14 protein-coding genes are annotated in these 14,819 nt (G+C 72.1%); 7 read left to right on the forward strand and 7 right to left on the reverse strand.

Annotated features, from left to right (window positions below):
- Positions 1 to 11: 11 nt before the first annotated feature.
- From lysA to ABD330_RS29575, 4 genes are all read right to left on the reverse strand, one after another.
- On the reverse strand, positions 12 to 1,367 hold the full coding sequence (gene lysA / locus ABD330_RS29560; protein ID WP_344469277.1) for a diaminopimelate decarboxylase: 1,356 nt from the start codon (positions 1,365 to 1,367) through the stop codon (positions 12 to 14).
- Complete coding sequence (locus tag ABD330_RS29565; RefSeq protein WP_344469279.1) at positions 1,364 to 1,612, reverse strand: hypothetical protein; 249 nt, start codon at positions 1,610 to 1,612, stop codon at positions 1,364 to 1,366. The genes lysA and ABD330_RS29565 overlap by 4 nt, the downstream gene beginning before the upstream one ends.
- A gap of 16 nt (positions 1,613 to 1,628) precedes the next feature.
- Complete coding sequence (locus tag ABD330_RS29570) at positions 1,629 to 2,030, reverse strand: SAV_915 family protein (protein ID WP_344469281.1); 402 nt, start codon at positions 2,028 to 2,030, stop codon at positions 1,629 to 1,631.
- A 201-nt stretch (positions 2,031 to 2,231) separates the two neighbouring features.
- The gene (locus ABD330_RS29575; RefSeq protein ID WP_344469283.1) at positions 2,232 to 3,410 is read right to left on the reverse strand and encodes an RICIN domain-containing protein; all 1,179 of its coding nucleotides are present in this window, start codon (positions 3,408 to 3,410) and stop codon (positions 2,232 to 2,234) included.
- A gap of 380 nt (positions 3,411 to 3,790) precedes the next feature.
- Here ABD330_RS29575 and kdpB point away from each other — a divergent pair, with 380 nt between their 5' ends.
- Positions 3,791 to 5,920, forward strand: coding sequence for a potassium-transporting ATPase subunit KdpB (kdpB, locus tag ABD330_RS29580; RefSeq protein WP_344469285.1), 2,130 nt, complete (start codon positions 3,791 to 3,793; stop codon positions 5,918 to 5,920).
- A gap of 121 nt (positions 5,921 to 6,041) precedes the next feature.
- Here the strand turns inward: kdpB and ABD330_RS29585 are convergent, their stop codons facing one another.
- Entirely contained in the window at positions 6,042 to 6,563 is a 522-nt protein-coding gene (locus ABD330_RS29585) for a universal stress protein (RefSeq protein WP_344469287.1), read from the reverse strand.
- 463 nt (positions 6,564 to 7,026) lie between these two features.
- Between ABD330_RS29585 and ABD330_RS29590 the strand changes: the two genes are divergently transcribed.
- Entirely contained in the window at positions 7,027 to 7,572 is a 546-nt protein-coding gene (locus tag ABD330_RS29590; protein ID WP_344469289.1) for a universal stress protein, read from the forward strand.
- A gap of 487 nt (positions 7,573 to 8,059) precedes the next feature.
- Positions 8,060 to 8,902, forward strand: a complete 843-nt coding sequence (locus ABD330_RS29595) for an SDR family NAD(P)-dependent oxidoreductase (RefSeq protein WP_344469291.1) — start codon at positions 8,060 to 8,062, stop codon at positions 8,900 to 8,902.
- 203 nt (positions 8,903 to 9,105) lie between these two features.
- On the opposite strand, the gene ABD330_RS29600 is transcribed toward ABD330_RS29595, so the two are convergent.
- Positions 9,106 to 9,903 (reverse strand): hypothetical protein, encoded by a 798-nt coding sequence (locus ABD330_RS29600; protein WP_344469293.1) that lies wholly within the window; start codon positions 9,901 to 9,903, stop codon positions 9,106 to 9,108.
- Positions 9,904 to 10,174: 271 nt separating this feature from the next.
- A complete protein-coding gene (locus ABD330_RS29605; protein WP_344469295.1) occupies positions 10,175 to 11,161 on the reverse strand; it encodes a helix-turn-helix transcriptional regulator in 987 nt (328 codons plus the stop codon).
- A 275-nt stretch (positions 11,162 to 11,436) separates the two neighbouring features.
- Here ABD330_RS29605 and ABD330_RS29610 point away from each other — a divergent pair, with 275 nt between their 5' ends.
- The 4 genes from ABD330_RS29610 to ABD330_RS29625 all read left to right on the forward strand — a co-directional run bounded on the left by ABD330_RS29610 (position 11,437) and on the right by ABD330_RS29625 (position 14,726).
- The gene (locus tag ABD330_RS29610) at positions 11,437 to 11,586 is read left to right on the forward strand and encodes a hypothetical protein (protein ID WP_344469297.1); all 150 of its coding nucleotides are present in this window, start codon (positions 11,437 to 11,439) and stop codon (positions 11,584 to 11,586) included.
- 5 nt (positions 11,587 to 11,591) lie between these two features.
- The gene (locus tag ABD330_RS29615) at positions 11,592 to 11,879 is read left to right on the forward strand and encodes a hypothetical protein (RefSeq protein WP_344469299.1); all 288 of its coding nucleotides are present in this window, start codon (positions 11,592 to 11,594) and stop codon (positions 11,877 to 11,879) included.
- 182 nt (positions 11,880 to 12,061) lie between these two features.
- Entirely contained in the window at positions 12,062 to 13,207 is a 1,146-nt protein-coding gene (locus ABD330_RS29620) for a transglycosylase family protein (RefSeq protein ID WP_344469301.1), read from the forward strand.
- A gap of 85 nt (positions 13,208 to 13,292) precedes the next feature.
- Complete coding sequence (locus ABD330_RS29625) at positions 13,293 to 14,726, forward strand: DUF8189 domain-containing protein (protein WP_344469304.1); 1,434 nt, start codon at positions 13,293 to 13,295, stop codon at positions 14,724 to 14,726.
- The last annotated feature ends 93 nt before the right edge of the window (positions 14,727 to 14,819 follow it).

Here is a 14,819-nt window from a genome sequence, read left to right on the forward strand (position 1 = left end):
GGGCGGGTCGCTCAGTGGAAGATCTCGCGGGCGCGGAAATCCTCGACGGTCTCGCGGCGGATCAGCAGGCGGGCGTGGCCGTCCCGGACGGCCACCACGGCGGGCCGGCCGACCAGGTTGTAGCCGGAGGCCATCGAGAGCTGGTAGGCACCCGCGGCGGGGACGGCGAGCAGGTCGCCGGGCCGGAGGTCGGCCGGCAGGCGGGCGCCGCGGACCAGGACGTCGCCGGCCTCGCAGTGGCGGCCGACCACGTCGACCTGCTGCGTGGCGCCGGTGGTGGTCCGGCCGACCGGGCGGACCGAGTACCGGGCACCGTAGAGGGCCGGGCGCGGGTTGTCGCTCATACCGCCGTCGACGGCGGCGAAGACCCGGCCGTCGGCGCCGTGCTTGACGCTGAGCACCCGGTAGACCGCGACACCGGCGGGCCCGGTCACCGCGCGCCCCGGCTCGACCAGCAGGCGGGGCACCGAAAGGCCGTGGCGCCCGCACTCCTCGGCGAGCCGGGCGGGAACGAGCGCGCCGAACTCCGCCGGGTCGAGCGCCTCGTCCCCCGGACGGTAGGCGATGCCGTGCCCGCCGCCGAGGTCGAGTTCGGGCAGCTGGACGCCGCACTCGTCGCGGATCCCGGCCAGCAGCTCCGCCAGGCGCTCGACGGCGGTCAGGTACGGCTCGACGGAGCCGATCTGGGAGCCCAGATGGCAGTGCAGCCCGCCGAGGACCAGGCCCGGCTGCGCCAGGACGCGCCGGACGGCCTCCATCGCGTCGCCGCCCTCGACCGGGAAGCCGAACTTCTGGCCGGCGATGCCGGTGCGGACGGCCTCGTGATGCCCGGCGGCCACTCCGGGCACGACCCTGACCAGGACGCGCTGCGGTGCGTCCGCGACGGTGAGGGCGGCGAGCCGGGGGATCTCGGCGAGGTTGTCGATGACGATCCGGCCGACCCGCAGGCGCCGGGCGAGGCGCAGCTCGTCGGGGCTCTTGGCGTTGCCGTGCAGGAGGATGCGCTCGGGCGGGAAGCCCGCCGCTGCCGCCAGCCGCAGTTCGCCCTCCGAGCAGACGTCGAGGCCGAGACCCTCCTCCTCGATCCAGTGGACGAGCGTGCTGCTCAGGAACGCCTTGGCGGCGTACAGCACCTCGGTGTCCGGGAGGGCCGTGCGGTAGGCCCGGGCCCGGGCGCGGACCTCGTGCTCGTCCAGGACGTAGAGGGGGGTGCCGAACCGGTCGGCGGCGTCGGCGAGGCCGACCCCGCCGACCGTCAGTCCGCCGTTCGCCCCCGCGCGGGCGGAGGCCGGCCACGGGCTGCCGACGGCGGTGCCGGTCCGGCGGGCGTGGGGGTGGGGGAGGGAGAGGACGGGTGTGAGGGTCATGCGACGGCACTCCTTGCCATGGTCGCGGTGGGAGGAGGAACGGCTCCGGGGGCCTGGGCGGTGCAGGGGGACTGGACGGCCCCGGGGGCTCGGACGGTGCCGGGGACGAGTCTGCGCAGGACCAGCTCGACCTGGATATGAGCTGCTCCGGCCCGGCGGAGTCCGGCGACGACCTCGCGCAGCTCGTACTCGTCGGCGCAGGCCAGGTGCAGTGTGCCGAGCGGCGGCTGTCCGGAGGCGTTCACGGGTGGCCCGGCAGGGTTACGGGGTGCGGGTTCCGCTCGGCTGCGGGGTGGCTGCGACCGGAGCCCACGGGCGTGGCTCGGAGGGCCGCTGCGCGCGGGAGGCGTGGACGTCGTGCGGAGGGAGCGGGCGGGCGGCCGGGGCGACGAACCGGGGGTCGACGGTGAGCGTCGTGACGCCCAGCGGTTCGGTGAGGGCGCGCAGGGCGGGCTCGGCGAGGGCGATCCAGGGCTGCGCGGGGCCGAGTGCGGCCCGCAGGTGCTGTTCGGTGGTGAAGGCGAGCGCTGTGCGGTCACCGAGGGGCGTGCGGAAGAGCCGGGCGGCGTGGCCCAGCGGACCCGACCGGACGGGCACGAGCAGATATCCGGCCGGGACGCGTTGAGAGGGCACGGGATCCTCGGCGTGTCGACGCTGGTGCATGGCGTTCCTCCACAGGGGTGGTGCGGTGGGTGCTGCGCCGGGTCCCCGCGACCGGGCCGCGAGGGGCGCAGTAGTGACGCTATTCCCGTCCGCTCGGCGCCAGGGCCCGCCCCTGACGGCTCCTTGATCCAGAAGACCCGTCTCCTGACACGGTGTTGACGGTGGTCCCGGACCGGCGGGGGCGGGCTGCCCGGTCCTCGCTCAGGACTGGAGGCTCCACTGCTGCTGCCAGGAGCCGTCGCAGGTCCACACCCCGAGCGCCTTGGCGCTCTCGTCGAAGGCCAGGCAGTCGTCGGTACTGATCCGGATCCGGTACCGGCCGCCGCCCAGGCCGGCGATCTCCCACTTCTGCTCGTCGGCGCCGTTCCAGGGCCGGGTCTCGGCGAGGTACGTGCGGGTGTTCTCGGTGAGGGCCAGGCCGGTGCTCGCGTTGGTGATCTTGTAGCGGCCGCCGCCGACGGAGCTGAACAGCCAGGCGGAGTCCTTGCCGTTGCTGCCTCCGGCTATGACCGCCGCGCCCGTGGTCGAGCCGGTGGAGACGACGCCCTGCCCGTTCTTCACCCGGGGGTGGAGCGTGCCGCTGATGCCGCCGGCGGGCGTGCCGGGGTTGAGCGGCTTGCCCGGAGTCCCCGGGACGCCGGGGTTGAGCGGGGTACCGGGGTCCTTCGGGACGCCGGGGACGGTGATCGGGGTGCCGGGGGTGGCCGGGACACCGGGATCGGCCGGAACGCCCACGGTGACGCCCGGGACGGTCCGGCCGGGGAAGTGGATGATCCGGTCGGTGTGGTCGCAGGCGACCCACCCGCACGAGCGGTGGCGGACGACGCTGCGGTCGCCGTCGTTGCCGACGAAGGCCCAGTTCACGTAGCCGCCGTCGCCCATGTTGGTGAAGGTCGAGTCGCCCGCGAAGACCCAGATCCGGAAGTCGTCGTAGCCGAGCGGGCCGCCCTCCGAGTCGTGGTGCTCCAGCTTGACGGTGGTGTCGACCACGACCGCGTTCATGTCAGCGGTGTAGGGGTTGTTGAACCACTTGGTGTCGTAGGCGTCGGTACCGTCGTACTTGAACACCATGATGTTGTAGCCGGGCGCCAGGGCGCTCAGCTTCCCGGCCGCGTCCTGGGTGAAGCGCGCATTGTCCGACTTCGCGATGTGGGCCGCGTTGACGAAGAGCCTGAGTTCGTCGCCCACGGCGCTGATGAGGGCCGTGGTGCAGTTGCCGCCACCGACGGTGGACTGCCCCGAGCAGTCGGCGGCGGCAGCCCGCTGCGGGGCGGCCGCCAGGCCCGTGACGGCCAGCGCGGACAACACGGTGCCCGCGACGGTGCGTCGGACGAGCGTGCGTCGGACGAGCGTGCTGCGGCGGTGTGAGAGAGCGTGCATGGGTGGAGCTACCCCGATCATTGGGTCGGACGAGATTCGTCCGCGGAGGACGACCTTCCGGATGCTAGGGCCGCCTTCGGCATCTCTCCCCTTCCCCTGACGCACTTCTGACGGCTCGTTGACGTTGCCGGAACGCCCGACCGGCCCGCCCGGTCATCCCCCTCACCACCGGCAGCGGCGCCCTGCCGCCCTGCCGCCCTGCCGCCCGGACGGCCGCCGGTCCGACGGGTCCTGGTCCGTAAGCGCTCCGTCAGGGATCGCCGGCCCGGCATCAGGATGCCGTCAGAGCCACCGGCCTGGGCGCCCCGGGCAGGGTTCGCTGAGCTGCCGGCCGCAGGGCCGGCCTCCCGTTCCGGCCCAAGCCTGAGAAGGTCCGCCGCATGCTTCCGCTCGCCTCAGAGACCGCCCCGGACACGATCGTCACGCCCGAACCGCCGCCGCTCGACCGGCGGCCTCGTGGGACCAGCGCCATCCTCGACCCCAGACAACTGGTCGAGGCCTTCCCGGAGGCGGTGCGCAAGCTGCACCCGAGGCTGATGGTGCGCAATCCGGTGATGTTCGTGGTCGAGGTCGGCTCGCTGCTCACCACCCTCTCGGCGGTGCTGGAGCCGAGCTGGTTCGCCTGGCTGATCAGCGGCTGGCTCTGGCTGACGGTGGTCTTCGCCAACCTCGCCGAGGCGGTGGCCGAGGGCCGTGGCAAGGCACAGGCGGAGTCGCTGCGCCGGGCCAGGACCGGCACCACGGCGCGGCGCCTGCGCAGTTGGCGGATCGGCCTGGAGCGGTACGAGGAGGAGCGGGTGCCTGCCGAGCACCTGCAGATGCAGGACTTCGTGGTGGTGGAGGCGGGGGAGACGATCCCCGGCGACGGCGACGTGGTCGAAGGCATCGCCGCGGTCGACGAGTCGGCGATCACGGGGGAGTCCGCGCCGGTGGTCCGCGAGGCCGGCGGCGACCGGTGCGCGGTGACCGGCGGTACGAAGGTGCTGTCCGACCGGATCGTCGTGCGGATCACCTCCAAGCCCGGGCGCACCTTCATCGACCGCATGATCGCGCTGGTCGAGGGCGCGGAGCGCAAGAAGACGCCGAACGAGATCGCGCTCAACCTGCTGCTCGCCTCGCTCACCGTCGTCTTCATCCTCAGTGTGGTCACCCTCCAGCCGTTCGCCATCTACGCGGGCGCCGAGCAGTCGACTCCGGTGCTGGTCGCGCTGCTGGTGGCGCTGATCCCGACGACGATCGGCGCGCTGCTCTCCGCGATCGGCATCGCGGGCATGGACCGGCTGGTGCAGCGCAACGTACTGGCGATGTCCGGCCGGGCGGTGGAGGCGGCGGGTGACGTCGACACGCTGCTGCTGGACAAGACCGGCACGATCACCTTCGGCAACCGGCAGGCCGTTCGCTTCCTGCCCGCCCCCGGGGTGCCCGAGATGCAGCTCGCCGAGGGTGCGCAGCTGTCGAGTCTCGCGGACGAGACCCCCGAGGGCCGCTCCGTCGTGGTGCTCGCCAAGCGCTACGGACTGCGCGAACGCGCCGAGGGCGAGCTCGGCCGGCTGGAGTTCGTCCCGTTCAGCGCACAGACCCGGATGAGCGGGGTCGACCTCAACCAGCCCGGCGCCTGGACGGTGCAGGTGCGCAAGGGCGCCGCATCGGCGATCTCGGTCTGGGTGTACGAGCGCGGCGGGCTGGTGGCGGGCGAGGTCCTGGAGGCGGCCGACCTCATCGCGGCGAACGGGGGCACACCGCTGCTGGTGGCCGTCCACGACCGGTACGGCGCCCGGGTGCTCGGGGTGGTGCAGTTGAAGGACGTGGTCAAGGACGGCATCCGGGAGCGCTTCGCGGAGCTGCGCCGGATGGGCATCCGCACGGTGATGGTCACCGGCGACAACCCGCTGACGGCGAAGGCGATCGCGGAGGAGGCGGGCGTGGACGACTTCCTTGCCGAGGCCACCCCCGAGGACAAACTCGAACTGATCAAGCGGGAGCAGGCGGCCGGCAAAATGGTCGCCATGACCGGCGACGGCACCAACGACGCTCCGGCCCTGGCCCAGGCGGACGTGGGCGTGGCGATGAACACCGGCACCTCCGCCGCCAAGGAGGCCGGGAACATGGTGGACCTGGACTCCAACCCGACCAAGCTGATCGAGATCGTCCGGATCGGCAAGCAACTCCTCATCACCCGAGGAGCGTTGACCACCTTCTCGATCGCCAACGACGTGGCCAAGTACTTCGCGATCATCCCCGCCATGTTCGGGCACGCGTATCCCGGGCTGCGCGACCTCAACATCATGGCGCTGCACAGCCCGACCTCCGCCATCACCTCGGCGGTCATTTTCAACGCCCTGATCATCATCGGGCTGATCCCGCTCGCCCTGCGCGGAGTCCGCTACCAGCCGTCCTCGGCGGCCGACCTGCTGGCCCGCAACCTGCGGGTCTTCGGCCTGGGCGGACTCGTCCTGCCGTTCGTCGGGATCAAGCTGATCGACCTCCTGGTGGTGCAGTTCCTGGTGTGACGCCGCTGGACGGCACCGGGGAGGGCTGCTGGGCGGCGAAGCGGCCTGAGCGCTCGGAGCGGTCGGAGCCTGGAACCGCCGGGGCGGACCGCGCCCGAGCCCGGCGGGTGCGGTCACCGCCTCAGCGTGCGGCGGCGGGCCGCCGGGAAGTCCGGGAACTCCTTGCCAGGAACGGGATCGGCGCCCCGCTGCGGGCAGTGAGTTCCATGCTCTCCAGGAGCTTGGACGGCGACACCACGACCACCTTGCACGCCGCGTGGGCGCGGCAGTGGCGGGCCACCGAGCCGTGCAGGGTGTGATGGAGTCTGCCGTGGCGGCCGCTGCCGAGCACCAGCAGGTCGCTCGCTCGGTCGGCGGCGGCGACCAGGGCGGGGCCGGCCTCGGAGCGGACCACCAGAGGACGGATGACGATGTCGTTCGGGTAGCCGCCGAACGCCTGCTCGAAGACGGTGTCCAGGCGCCTGCGCGCCATGTGCTCAAGCTCCGAGAGCGGCTGAAGGCGCTCGTTCTCCGTGCTGGACCAGCCGATCACCGGGACGAGCACGGCCTCGCGCCGGGCGGCCTCCTCCACCGCCCGGTACAAGGCGGCAAGACTGCTCAGGGACCCGTTGACACCGACGACGACCCGGAGGCTCTCCATCATGGCGGCCCGCTTCCTTCCTGCGCCCCGGCACTCGGCCCGGGACGTCCGCCGGCCGGCGGAACCCAGCCGGCTCACTCCTCCATTCGACTCCCGTGCGAGCGCTCCGGCACTGGTCCTTGACGTACGTACTACGCCTCTGGCGGCGAACTTGTCGCGGTCTTGACGGGCGGGTGCCGATGTCGCCGGTGACGGACCGATCCGACATCCCGGGGCGGCCGAGCGCGAGCCCGGCCCGAGTCGGGCGGAGCCGGCTCGGACGCCAGGCCGGGTCAGTGGCGAAGTCGGGCTCCCTGACGGCTCGTTGGCTGTCCGAAGGCCACTCCTGACAATTCCTTGACGTGTCGATCGCCGTCAGGAATGCGTTGGGATCGCCGGTCCGTCGGTCAGGAAAGCGTCAGGGACGACGTCCGCCGGGTGCCCGTGAGCTTGGCTGAGGACACATCCGGACAGACGAGGAACTGAGATGACGGGCACGGGCGAGTGGAGCGGCATGCAGCGGGCGGGGCGGACGGTCGTCGGTGTCAGCGGATCGCTCGGCAGTCTGGCCGCTCTGCACCGGGCCGTCGACGAGGCCGCCCGTACCGACACCGAGGTGCTGGCCGTGCTCGCCTGGCTGCCGCAGGGCGGCGAGCGGGCCTATCGCCTGGCGCCCTGCCCGCCGCTGCTCACCGCCTGGACGCAGGCCGCCGCCGCCAGGCTGAGCGAGGCGCTCGACGACGCGTTCGGCGGAGCGTCCTCGGGTGTACGGCTCTCCGCCCAGGTCGTGCGGGGGGAATCGGGCCCCGCCCTGGTGCGGGTCGCGGACCGTCCTGGCGATGTCCTGGCGGTCGGGGCGGGAAGCGGCAGCCGGCTGCGGAGGGGGCTCCGGTCCTCGGTGACCGCGTACTGCGTGAAGCACGCCGCCTGTCCGGTCCTCGTGGTGCCGCAGCCCATGCTCCAGCGGGAACTGGAAGCCCTCCACCGCCGCAACCTCTGGCACCTGCGGACCGCGGTGTTTCCGGGTCATTGAGAGGGCCCGGACGTCCGGTGAGGCGCTACCGCGCCCGCCCGGGCCGACGCCACCTCCGGCCGGAGGCGGACCGCCTCTCGACGAGCACAGGTCCTGCCCGTGCCCAGCCGGGTACGGAACACCCGGGGATGACAGGCCGTCAAGGCTTCATCAGTGCGGGTGAGCCGCTCTTGCCGACGGCCGCCCAGCGTATTTGAATGAACGTCATGAACCGCTCGACACGCCACCACGACCGCCCGCCGCATCCGCGGGCGCTCGGCGTCGTCGCGGTCGTCCCCGCCGTCCGGTAGCTCTGCCTCCCCGCAGCTGATCCCGGTCGCATCGCGGGCGGGCCGTACCGGCTCGCCCGCGCCTCTCCCGTTCGGCCGCGGCACCTCGCTCCGGCCCGGCGAAACCAAGTGCAGTACATCTCCCGCACCCCGGCCCCCGGCCGCGCCCCTGCGCGCGCCCCGGTACCCCGGCGTGCCCTCGCACCCTTGGATGGGCCATGTCCGCAGTCCTCTCCTCCCTCCCCCGGCCTTCGGCCGGGGCTGCCCTCACCGCCCTGGTCACCGGCGCGTCCTCCGGCATCGGCTGGGAGACCGCCCGCCTGCTCGCCGCCCACGGCGCCACCGTCCTCGTGCACGCCCGCACCGCCGACGAGGGCGAACACGCCCTGGACCGGCTGGTCGCCGCAGGCGCCTCCCGGGACCGACTCCACATGTTCGCAGCGGACTTCACACGTCTCGACGAGGTCTCCGTACTGGCGGGGACGGTCACGGCGGCCTTCCCGACGCTGGACCTGCTGGTCAACAACGCCGCCATGATGGCCCCGGAGCGCTGCGTACTCACCGAGGACGGCAACGAGGTCTCGCTCCAGGTCAACTTCCTCGCCGCGCACCTGCTCGCCAAGCTGCTCCGTGCCCCGCTCTCGGCGGCCGGCCGGGCCCGCATCGTCAACGTCTCCTCCTCCCTGCACCGGACGGCCGCGATGAACTGGAACGACCCGCACCGGGTCAAGAAGTACTCCCGCGTCGCCGCGTACGCGCAGTCGCAACTCGCCCTGACCATGGACACCCGCGAGATGGCCCCCGACGGCACCGGCATCACCGCCGTCAGCGTCAACCCGGGCCTGTGCGACACCGCCCTGCTGCCGCTGTACGGCCGGGTCGGCGCCCCGGCGGCGGAGGGCGCGGCGGCCGTCGTGAAGCTCTGCCTGCCGGACTTCCGGCTCACCAACGGCGCGTACTACGACGGCGGCGACATCGCCGAGACGGCCCAGGTCGTCCACGAGGAGCGCTCGCTGCGCCGCCTCGCCAAGCTCGCCGACCGCCTCGTCGTCCAGGCCTGACACCGCACGGGGGAGACCCGGACCACCATGTCCAAGCGCGCGCAGGAAGAGGTCCCGCCGTAAGAAGAAGGCCGACCACGGCCGCAAGCCGTGCAAGTAGGCCCATCGGCCCACCCGGTGCCGCGTGCCACCGGCACCGGGTGACGGGACTTCCGGCCCCCCACTGACTGAAAACCGAACCGGGCCGCCCGGGAGGCCGGGGTCTACGAGCCGCCGCGCCCGTCCACCGCCGGTTCCGGTGGCGGCGCGTCCGAGGGTACGGCGTCGACCGGGGAAGCGGGCGCGTTCAGCCGTCCGTCGAGCCGGACGAGCGCGGCGCGACCCGTACGGATCTCGGCGAGGACGCGGTTCAGGCGCGTCTTGCCGGTTCCCTGGCGCACCTTGACGGCACGGGAGAGGGCGGCGATCGCCTCGCGGTACTCGGCCACCACCGCCGGGTCGGCGTCGGGGGCCTCCGGATTGGCGGGGACGGCGTCGAGCTGCGCGCGGTAGTCGGCGATGGCCGTGCTGATCTCGGCGGCCTCGCCGATGAGCTGTCCGAGCCGGAAGAGCGCTCCGTAGCCTTCGCCCAGCGGCCTCCCCACGGTGGAGGAGCCCGACGCGACCGGTTCTCCGGCGGCTCTGACGGCGCGGGCGAGGGCGGTGGCCGCCCTGCGGTACTGCGCGAGGACCGCGGGGTCAGGGTCGGGAGCCCCGGGGTCGAAGGGGACGGCGTCGAGGTCCGTGCGGTATCGGGCTATCTCGGCGGCCTCGCGGGCTCGCCGCCTGCGCAGGTCCGCAGGCGCCAGGGGACGTTCGGTGGCTGCCGTCCGCACCGGTGCTGTCCCTGCGGCAGGAATCGCGTCGGCGGAAGACAGGACGGGAGGCTGGGGTGCGACGACGGCCTCGGGGCCCGTCCCGGTACTGCTTCCGCGTCGCCGCACCACGACGAGGGTGGACAGCACGCCCCCGGTGAACGCCGGCACGGCAACGACTGCGGCCATCAGCAAAGTGCCCAGCAACGTGCCCATCCTCCCGACGACACCCCCTTGGACCGGGGGCACCACCGTACCGTTGACGATTCCTCAGTCCGCCCCAGGGGCCCCGACCCCAAGGCCCTGGGACGGGCAGTGGCTTCGGTGGCGTGACCGCGCTCGTACTCGAACAGATCAAGGACGACGGCGAGATGGACCCAGCCCTCGTCGGTGGGGACGTAGGTGATGTCCGCGGTCCAGCGCAGGTCCGGGCCGACGGGGTGAAGTCCCGCCCGACCAGGTCCATCGCACCGTCCGGTCAGAGCCAGCCGCGCTGGGCCGCCTTGAGCCCTGCCTCGAACCGGCTGGACGCGTCGAGACGTTCCATGAGTGCCGCCATGAGGCGCCGGACTGTGCGGACGGACACCCCTAGGCGTTTGCCGGCCGCATCGTCGGTCAGGCCGGCGGCCAGGAGCTTCAGCAGTTCCTGCTCGCCCGAGGTGAGACCGGAGCCGGACTCCTGCGGCTGGTCGGCGCCCAGCGGGACGCCCGTCTGCCAGGTCTGGTCGAACAGGGCGACCAGGGACGCCACGATGCCCGGTTCGCGGGTGCACAGCGCACCCAGGCGGGTGTTGGCCGGGTCGATGGGAACGACCGCGACTTCGCGGTCGAAGATCAGCATGCGCGGTGGCAGGGTCGGGCAGGTGCGCACCTCGCCGCCGGTCTCCGTCATCCAGTGGGCGTACTCGAACGTCGGAGCGTCGTTCCTGACGCTGTCCTGGTACAGCGTCAGCAGGTCGACGCCACGGGCCATCGCACCGGCGTCCAGGGCCCGCGAGGCATCCAGGCTGGCCTGGGACTGGGCGCCGCCGGGCATCACCGACAGGCACTCCCGGGTGACCTCTTCGGCGAGAACCTCCAGCTTGGCCTGGATGGCGTCGAGGCCCAGCAGGCGCTCGGCGCCGTCGGCCGTCGTGCCCGGTGTCAGCGCGGCGTACTCGGAGACGGCGAGTGCGGCGGCGGCCTTGCTCAGGGCGAGCTCCTGCTGGCGGCGCCGGAGGTCCTCCTCCTGACGGCGCAGGATCAGCTCCAGTCCGAGCGCGGGGCTGACCGGCCGCAGCGCGCCGGCCACGTCCCGGGAGGCCCGCAGCAACTGCAGGTCGGCCAGCCTGTCCAGGGCCTCGCGCACGGACGTCTCGGGAAGCGCGAGTCGTCGGCAGAGGTCGTCGACGCCGCCCTCGGGGTCGGCGAGCATCCCCGAGTACACAGCCTCGGTCGTGGTGTCCAAACCCAGTACAGCCAGCACGTATCCCGCCCCCGAAAGACACACATCAAACCCCGGTTCGACCGTGATCCTTTCAGGAGACCGCCTTCCGGACAACCGACTACTCGCGGGCCGGGCGGGGCCTGTCCGCATCCTGCCAGTCCTCATGCTGCCCGCCCCGGGCCCTTTCGCGGGACTTCCCGGCAGACCAGGATGGTGCTCACCGGAACGGCAGCAAGGCCCGGCGGACCGCAAGGTCCACGGCCCGCGATCCGGTCCTCACCAGCATCCGCTCTACCTACTTCGGGGGCACAGCCATGTCCAGCACCACCCGCCGTCTGTCCGTCGCGCTCGCCGCCCTCCTGCTGTCCGGCCTGGCAGTGGCGTCCGCGGCCCACGGTGGTGCGGCGTCGTCGGCCGCGGCGGCCGCAAGCGCCCCCGTCGCCAACGGCATCGGCTGGGACTGACCGGCATGCTCCTCGTCCACCTGGCGCTCGCCGGCCCGCCGGGAGCCCCCGGGACGCGCGACGAGGCTGCCGCCCTCCAGGACGCGTTGTGGGCACACGCGGCCCCGCACCACGCACTCGAACACGTCCGCGTGCAGTGCGCGCCCCACGGCTTGGGTGTCGCCCTGTTCATCCGCACCTCGTCCGACACCGCCGCGCGAAGGCAGGCATCAGACCTCCTCGCGCACGTCCTCGGCACCGTGCCGGGCGCGTGCCGGTACTCCGTCATCGCCGGTCCGGCAGTGAGCACCTAGCCGAGCGGCCGGCCGGGCTCCTGGCCACCAGGCGCCACCGTAACGACCCGCCATCATCCGAAGAGCAGGAGACTGTCATGCCCTCACGCAACCGAGTGCGTCCCGCGGTGGCACTTGCCGCCACGTCACTTCTCGCCGCCGCCCTGCCCATGGTCTGCGCGGGGTCCGCTTCGGCTGCGTCTGTGAGCACCTGGGAGAAGGTCGCCCAGTGCGAGAGCAGCGGCGACTGGAGCATCATCGACGCGAGCCACACGTACTACGGCGGCCTCCAGTTCTCGGAGAGCACGTGGCTGGCCTACCACGGTGACGTGTACGCCCAGTACCCGAACCAGGCCACCGAACAGCAGCAGATCCTCATAGCCGAACAGGTGCTCCGCAGCGCCGGGCCAGGCCAGTGGGGCTGTGCGGCGCAGGCCGGGCTCACCAACGACGGCGTGGACCCCTACCCGGCGCCGACCGTGCCGCCTGCGGCGGTGAACACGGTGCACCTGGTGGACCTCACCCCGGACGGCGGTCTGCACAACGTCGAGGGCAACTACTCCGGCGGCGGCTGGAACAGCTGGAGCGACATGGGCGCCGGCAACATCAAGGACGTCACCAGCGCCTCCACCGGTTCCACCAACCGCATCTTCGCGATCGGCAGCAACAACCAGATCTGGGAGAAGGACGGCAACTACGGCACCGGCCAGTGGTCCGGCTGGTTCCAGCCCATCACCGACGGCCGCACCTTCACCGCCGTCTCCGCCTCCTCCAACGGCAGCACCGTCCACCTCGCCGCCATCGGCACCGACGGACAGATGTACAACGCCGACGGCGCCTTCCCCAACGGCGGCTGGACCGGCTGGACCGCGCACGGCGGCACCAACCTCAAGCACCTCGCCAGCGCCTCCACCGCCGACAACGTCAACCACATCTTCGTCATCGACTCCGGCAAGCAGCTCCGCGAGATCGACGCCAACTACGCCACCGGCAGCTGGGGCAGCTGGGGCACACCTGCGGGCGGGTTCACCGGCCTGGACGTCACCGCCGCCGCCTTCGGCAACACCGTCCACCTCGATGTCATCGGCACGGACGGCAACCTCCACAACGCCGAAGGCAACTACGGCGGATCAGGCTGGAGCGGCTGGTCGAACATGGGCGGCAGCGGCCTCAAGCGCCTCACCAGCGCCACCTCGGCCGCCACCGACGTCAACCACATCTTCGCCGTCAACGGCAGCAACCGCCTCACCGAGATCGACGCCGACTACACCAAGGGCAGCTGGAACAGCTGGGCCGAGCCCGCCGGCGGCGCCGACTCCATCGGCCTCACCGCCGCCTTCACCAACTGACCGACCCTCCGAGTGCCCGGCGCCCGCCGCGCCGCACCCGCCATCAACTTCGCTGTGCCCACTGACGACTGAAGGAACGACTCCCATGGCTCGCCTGTCCCACAAGCTCACCCGTCTCGCCCTCGCCGCCGCCATCGCCGGCTCCGGCGCGGTCGGTTCGATGGCGATGACCACTGCGGCACACGCGGTCGGCACCTCCACGGCCGGCGGCCAGATCACCCGCAGCGAGATCCTTGCCCGCGCCCAGTCCTGGGTGGACGAGCGCGCGCCGTACAGCCAGAACAACTCCGACCCCTGGGTGGACAGCAACGGCAGCTACCGCTCGGACTGCTCCGGCCTGATCTCGATGGCCTGGCACCTCACCAGCTCGCTGACCACGGTGACCCTGCCCGGCGTGGCCACCCAGCTCGGCAGCCTCGACAACCTGCAGCCCGGCGACATGCTCGACCGGTACGACGGCGGCAACTACAACATCCACGTCGTCCTCTTCGCCGGCTGGACCGACAGCACCCACCAGACCGCGAACATCTACGCAGAGTCGACCTATGGCACGGTCGCCCACACCTCGACCATGTCGCGCTCCGCCCTGGTCTCCGGCGGCTACATGCCGTGGAGCTACGACAACGCCGTCAACGACTCCCCGGCGCCCGCCCCGGTGACCTCCACCAACGTCCACGTCTACGCCATCGGCGCCGACGGCCGCGTCTACGACGACACCGGCAACTACGCGGACGGCAAGTGGAACGGGTTCAACCTGGTCGACAACGCGGCCGGCTTCAAGCAGGTGACCAGCACGGTGATCGGCAGCACGGTCCACCTGTACGCGCTGGGTTCGGACAACCGGATCTACGAGAACGACGGGAACTACGCGGACGGCAAGTGGAGCGGCTTCAACCAGGTGGACAGCACCGCCGGGTTCCAGCAGATCACCGCCGTCGCGATCGGCAGCACGGTCCACCTGTACGCGCTGGGTTCGGACAACCGCATCTACGAGAAGGACGGCGACTTCGCCGCCGGCAAGTGGAGCGCCTTCAACCAGGTGGACAGCACCGCCGGGTTCCAGCAGATCACCGCCGCCGTGACGAACACCAGCACGGTGCACCTGTTCGCGCTGGGTTCGGACAACCGGATCTACGAGAAGGACGGCGACTTCGCCGCCAACACCTGGAGCGGCTTCAACCAGGTGGACAACACCGCCGGCTTCAAGCAGCTGACCACCGCCGTCACCAACAACACGGTCCACCTCTTCGCGCTCGGCTCGGACAACCGCGCCTACCAGAAGGACGGCAACTTCGACGCCCACACCTGGAGCACCTTCAACCTGGTCGACAACGCCGCCGGTTACCAGCAGCTCGCGGGCACCGCGATCGGCACCACGACCCTCCACCTGTTCGCGCTCGGCTCGGACAACCGGGTCTACGACGACAGCGGTGACCTGAACGCCGGCAAGTGGAGCTCCTTCAACCAGGTGAACAACGGCGCCGGCTACCAGAAGATCTCGGTCGTCTCCGGCACCTGATCACTCAGGCTCCGACCCGGTACCGGAACCGGTGCCGACCCCGGCGCCACCCTTTCGGCCGTGACCGGCCGGCCCAGCCGGGCCGGTCACGGC

The sequence above is a fragment of the Kitasatospora kazusensis genome (assembly GCF_039529945.1).
GTDB lineage: Bacteria > Actinomycetota > Actinomycetes > Streptomycetales > Streptomycetaceae > Kitasatospora > Kitasatospora kazusensis.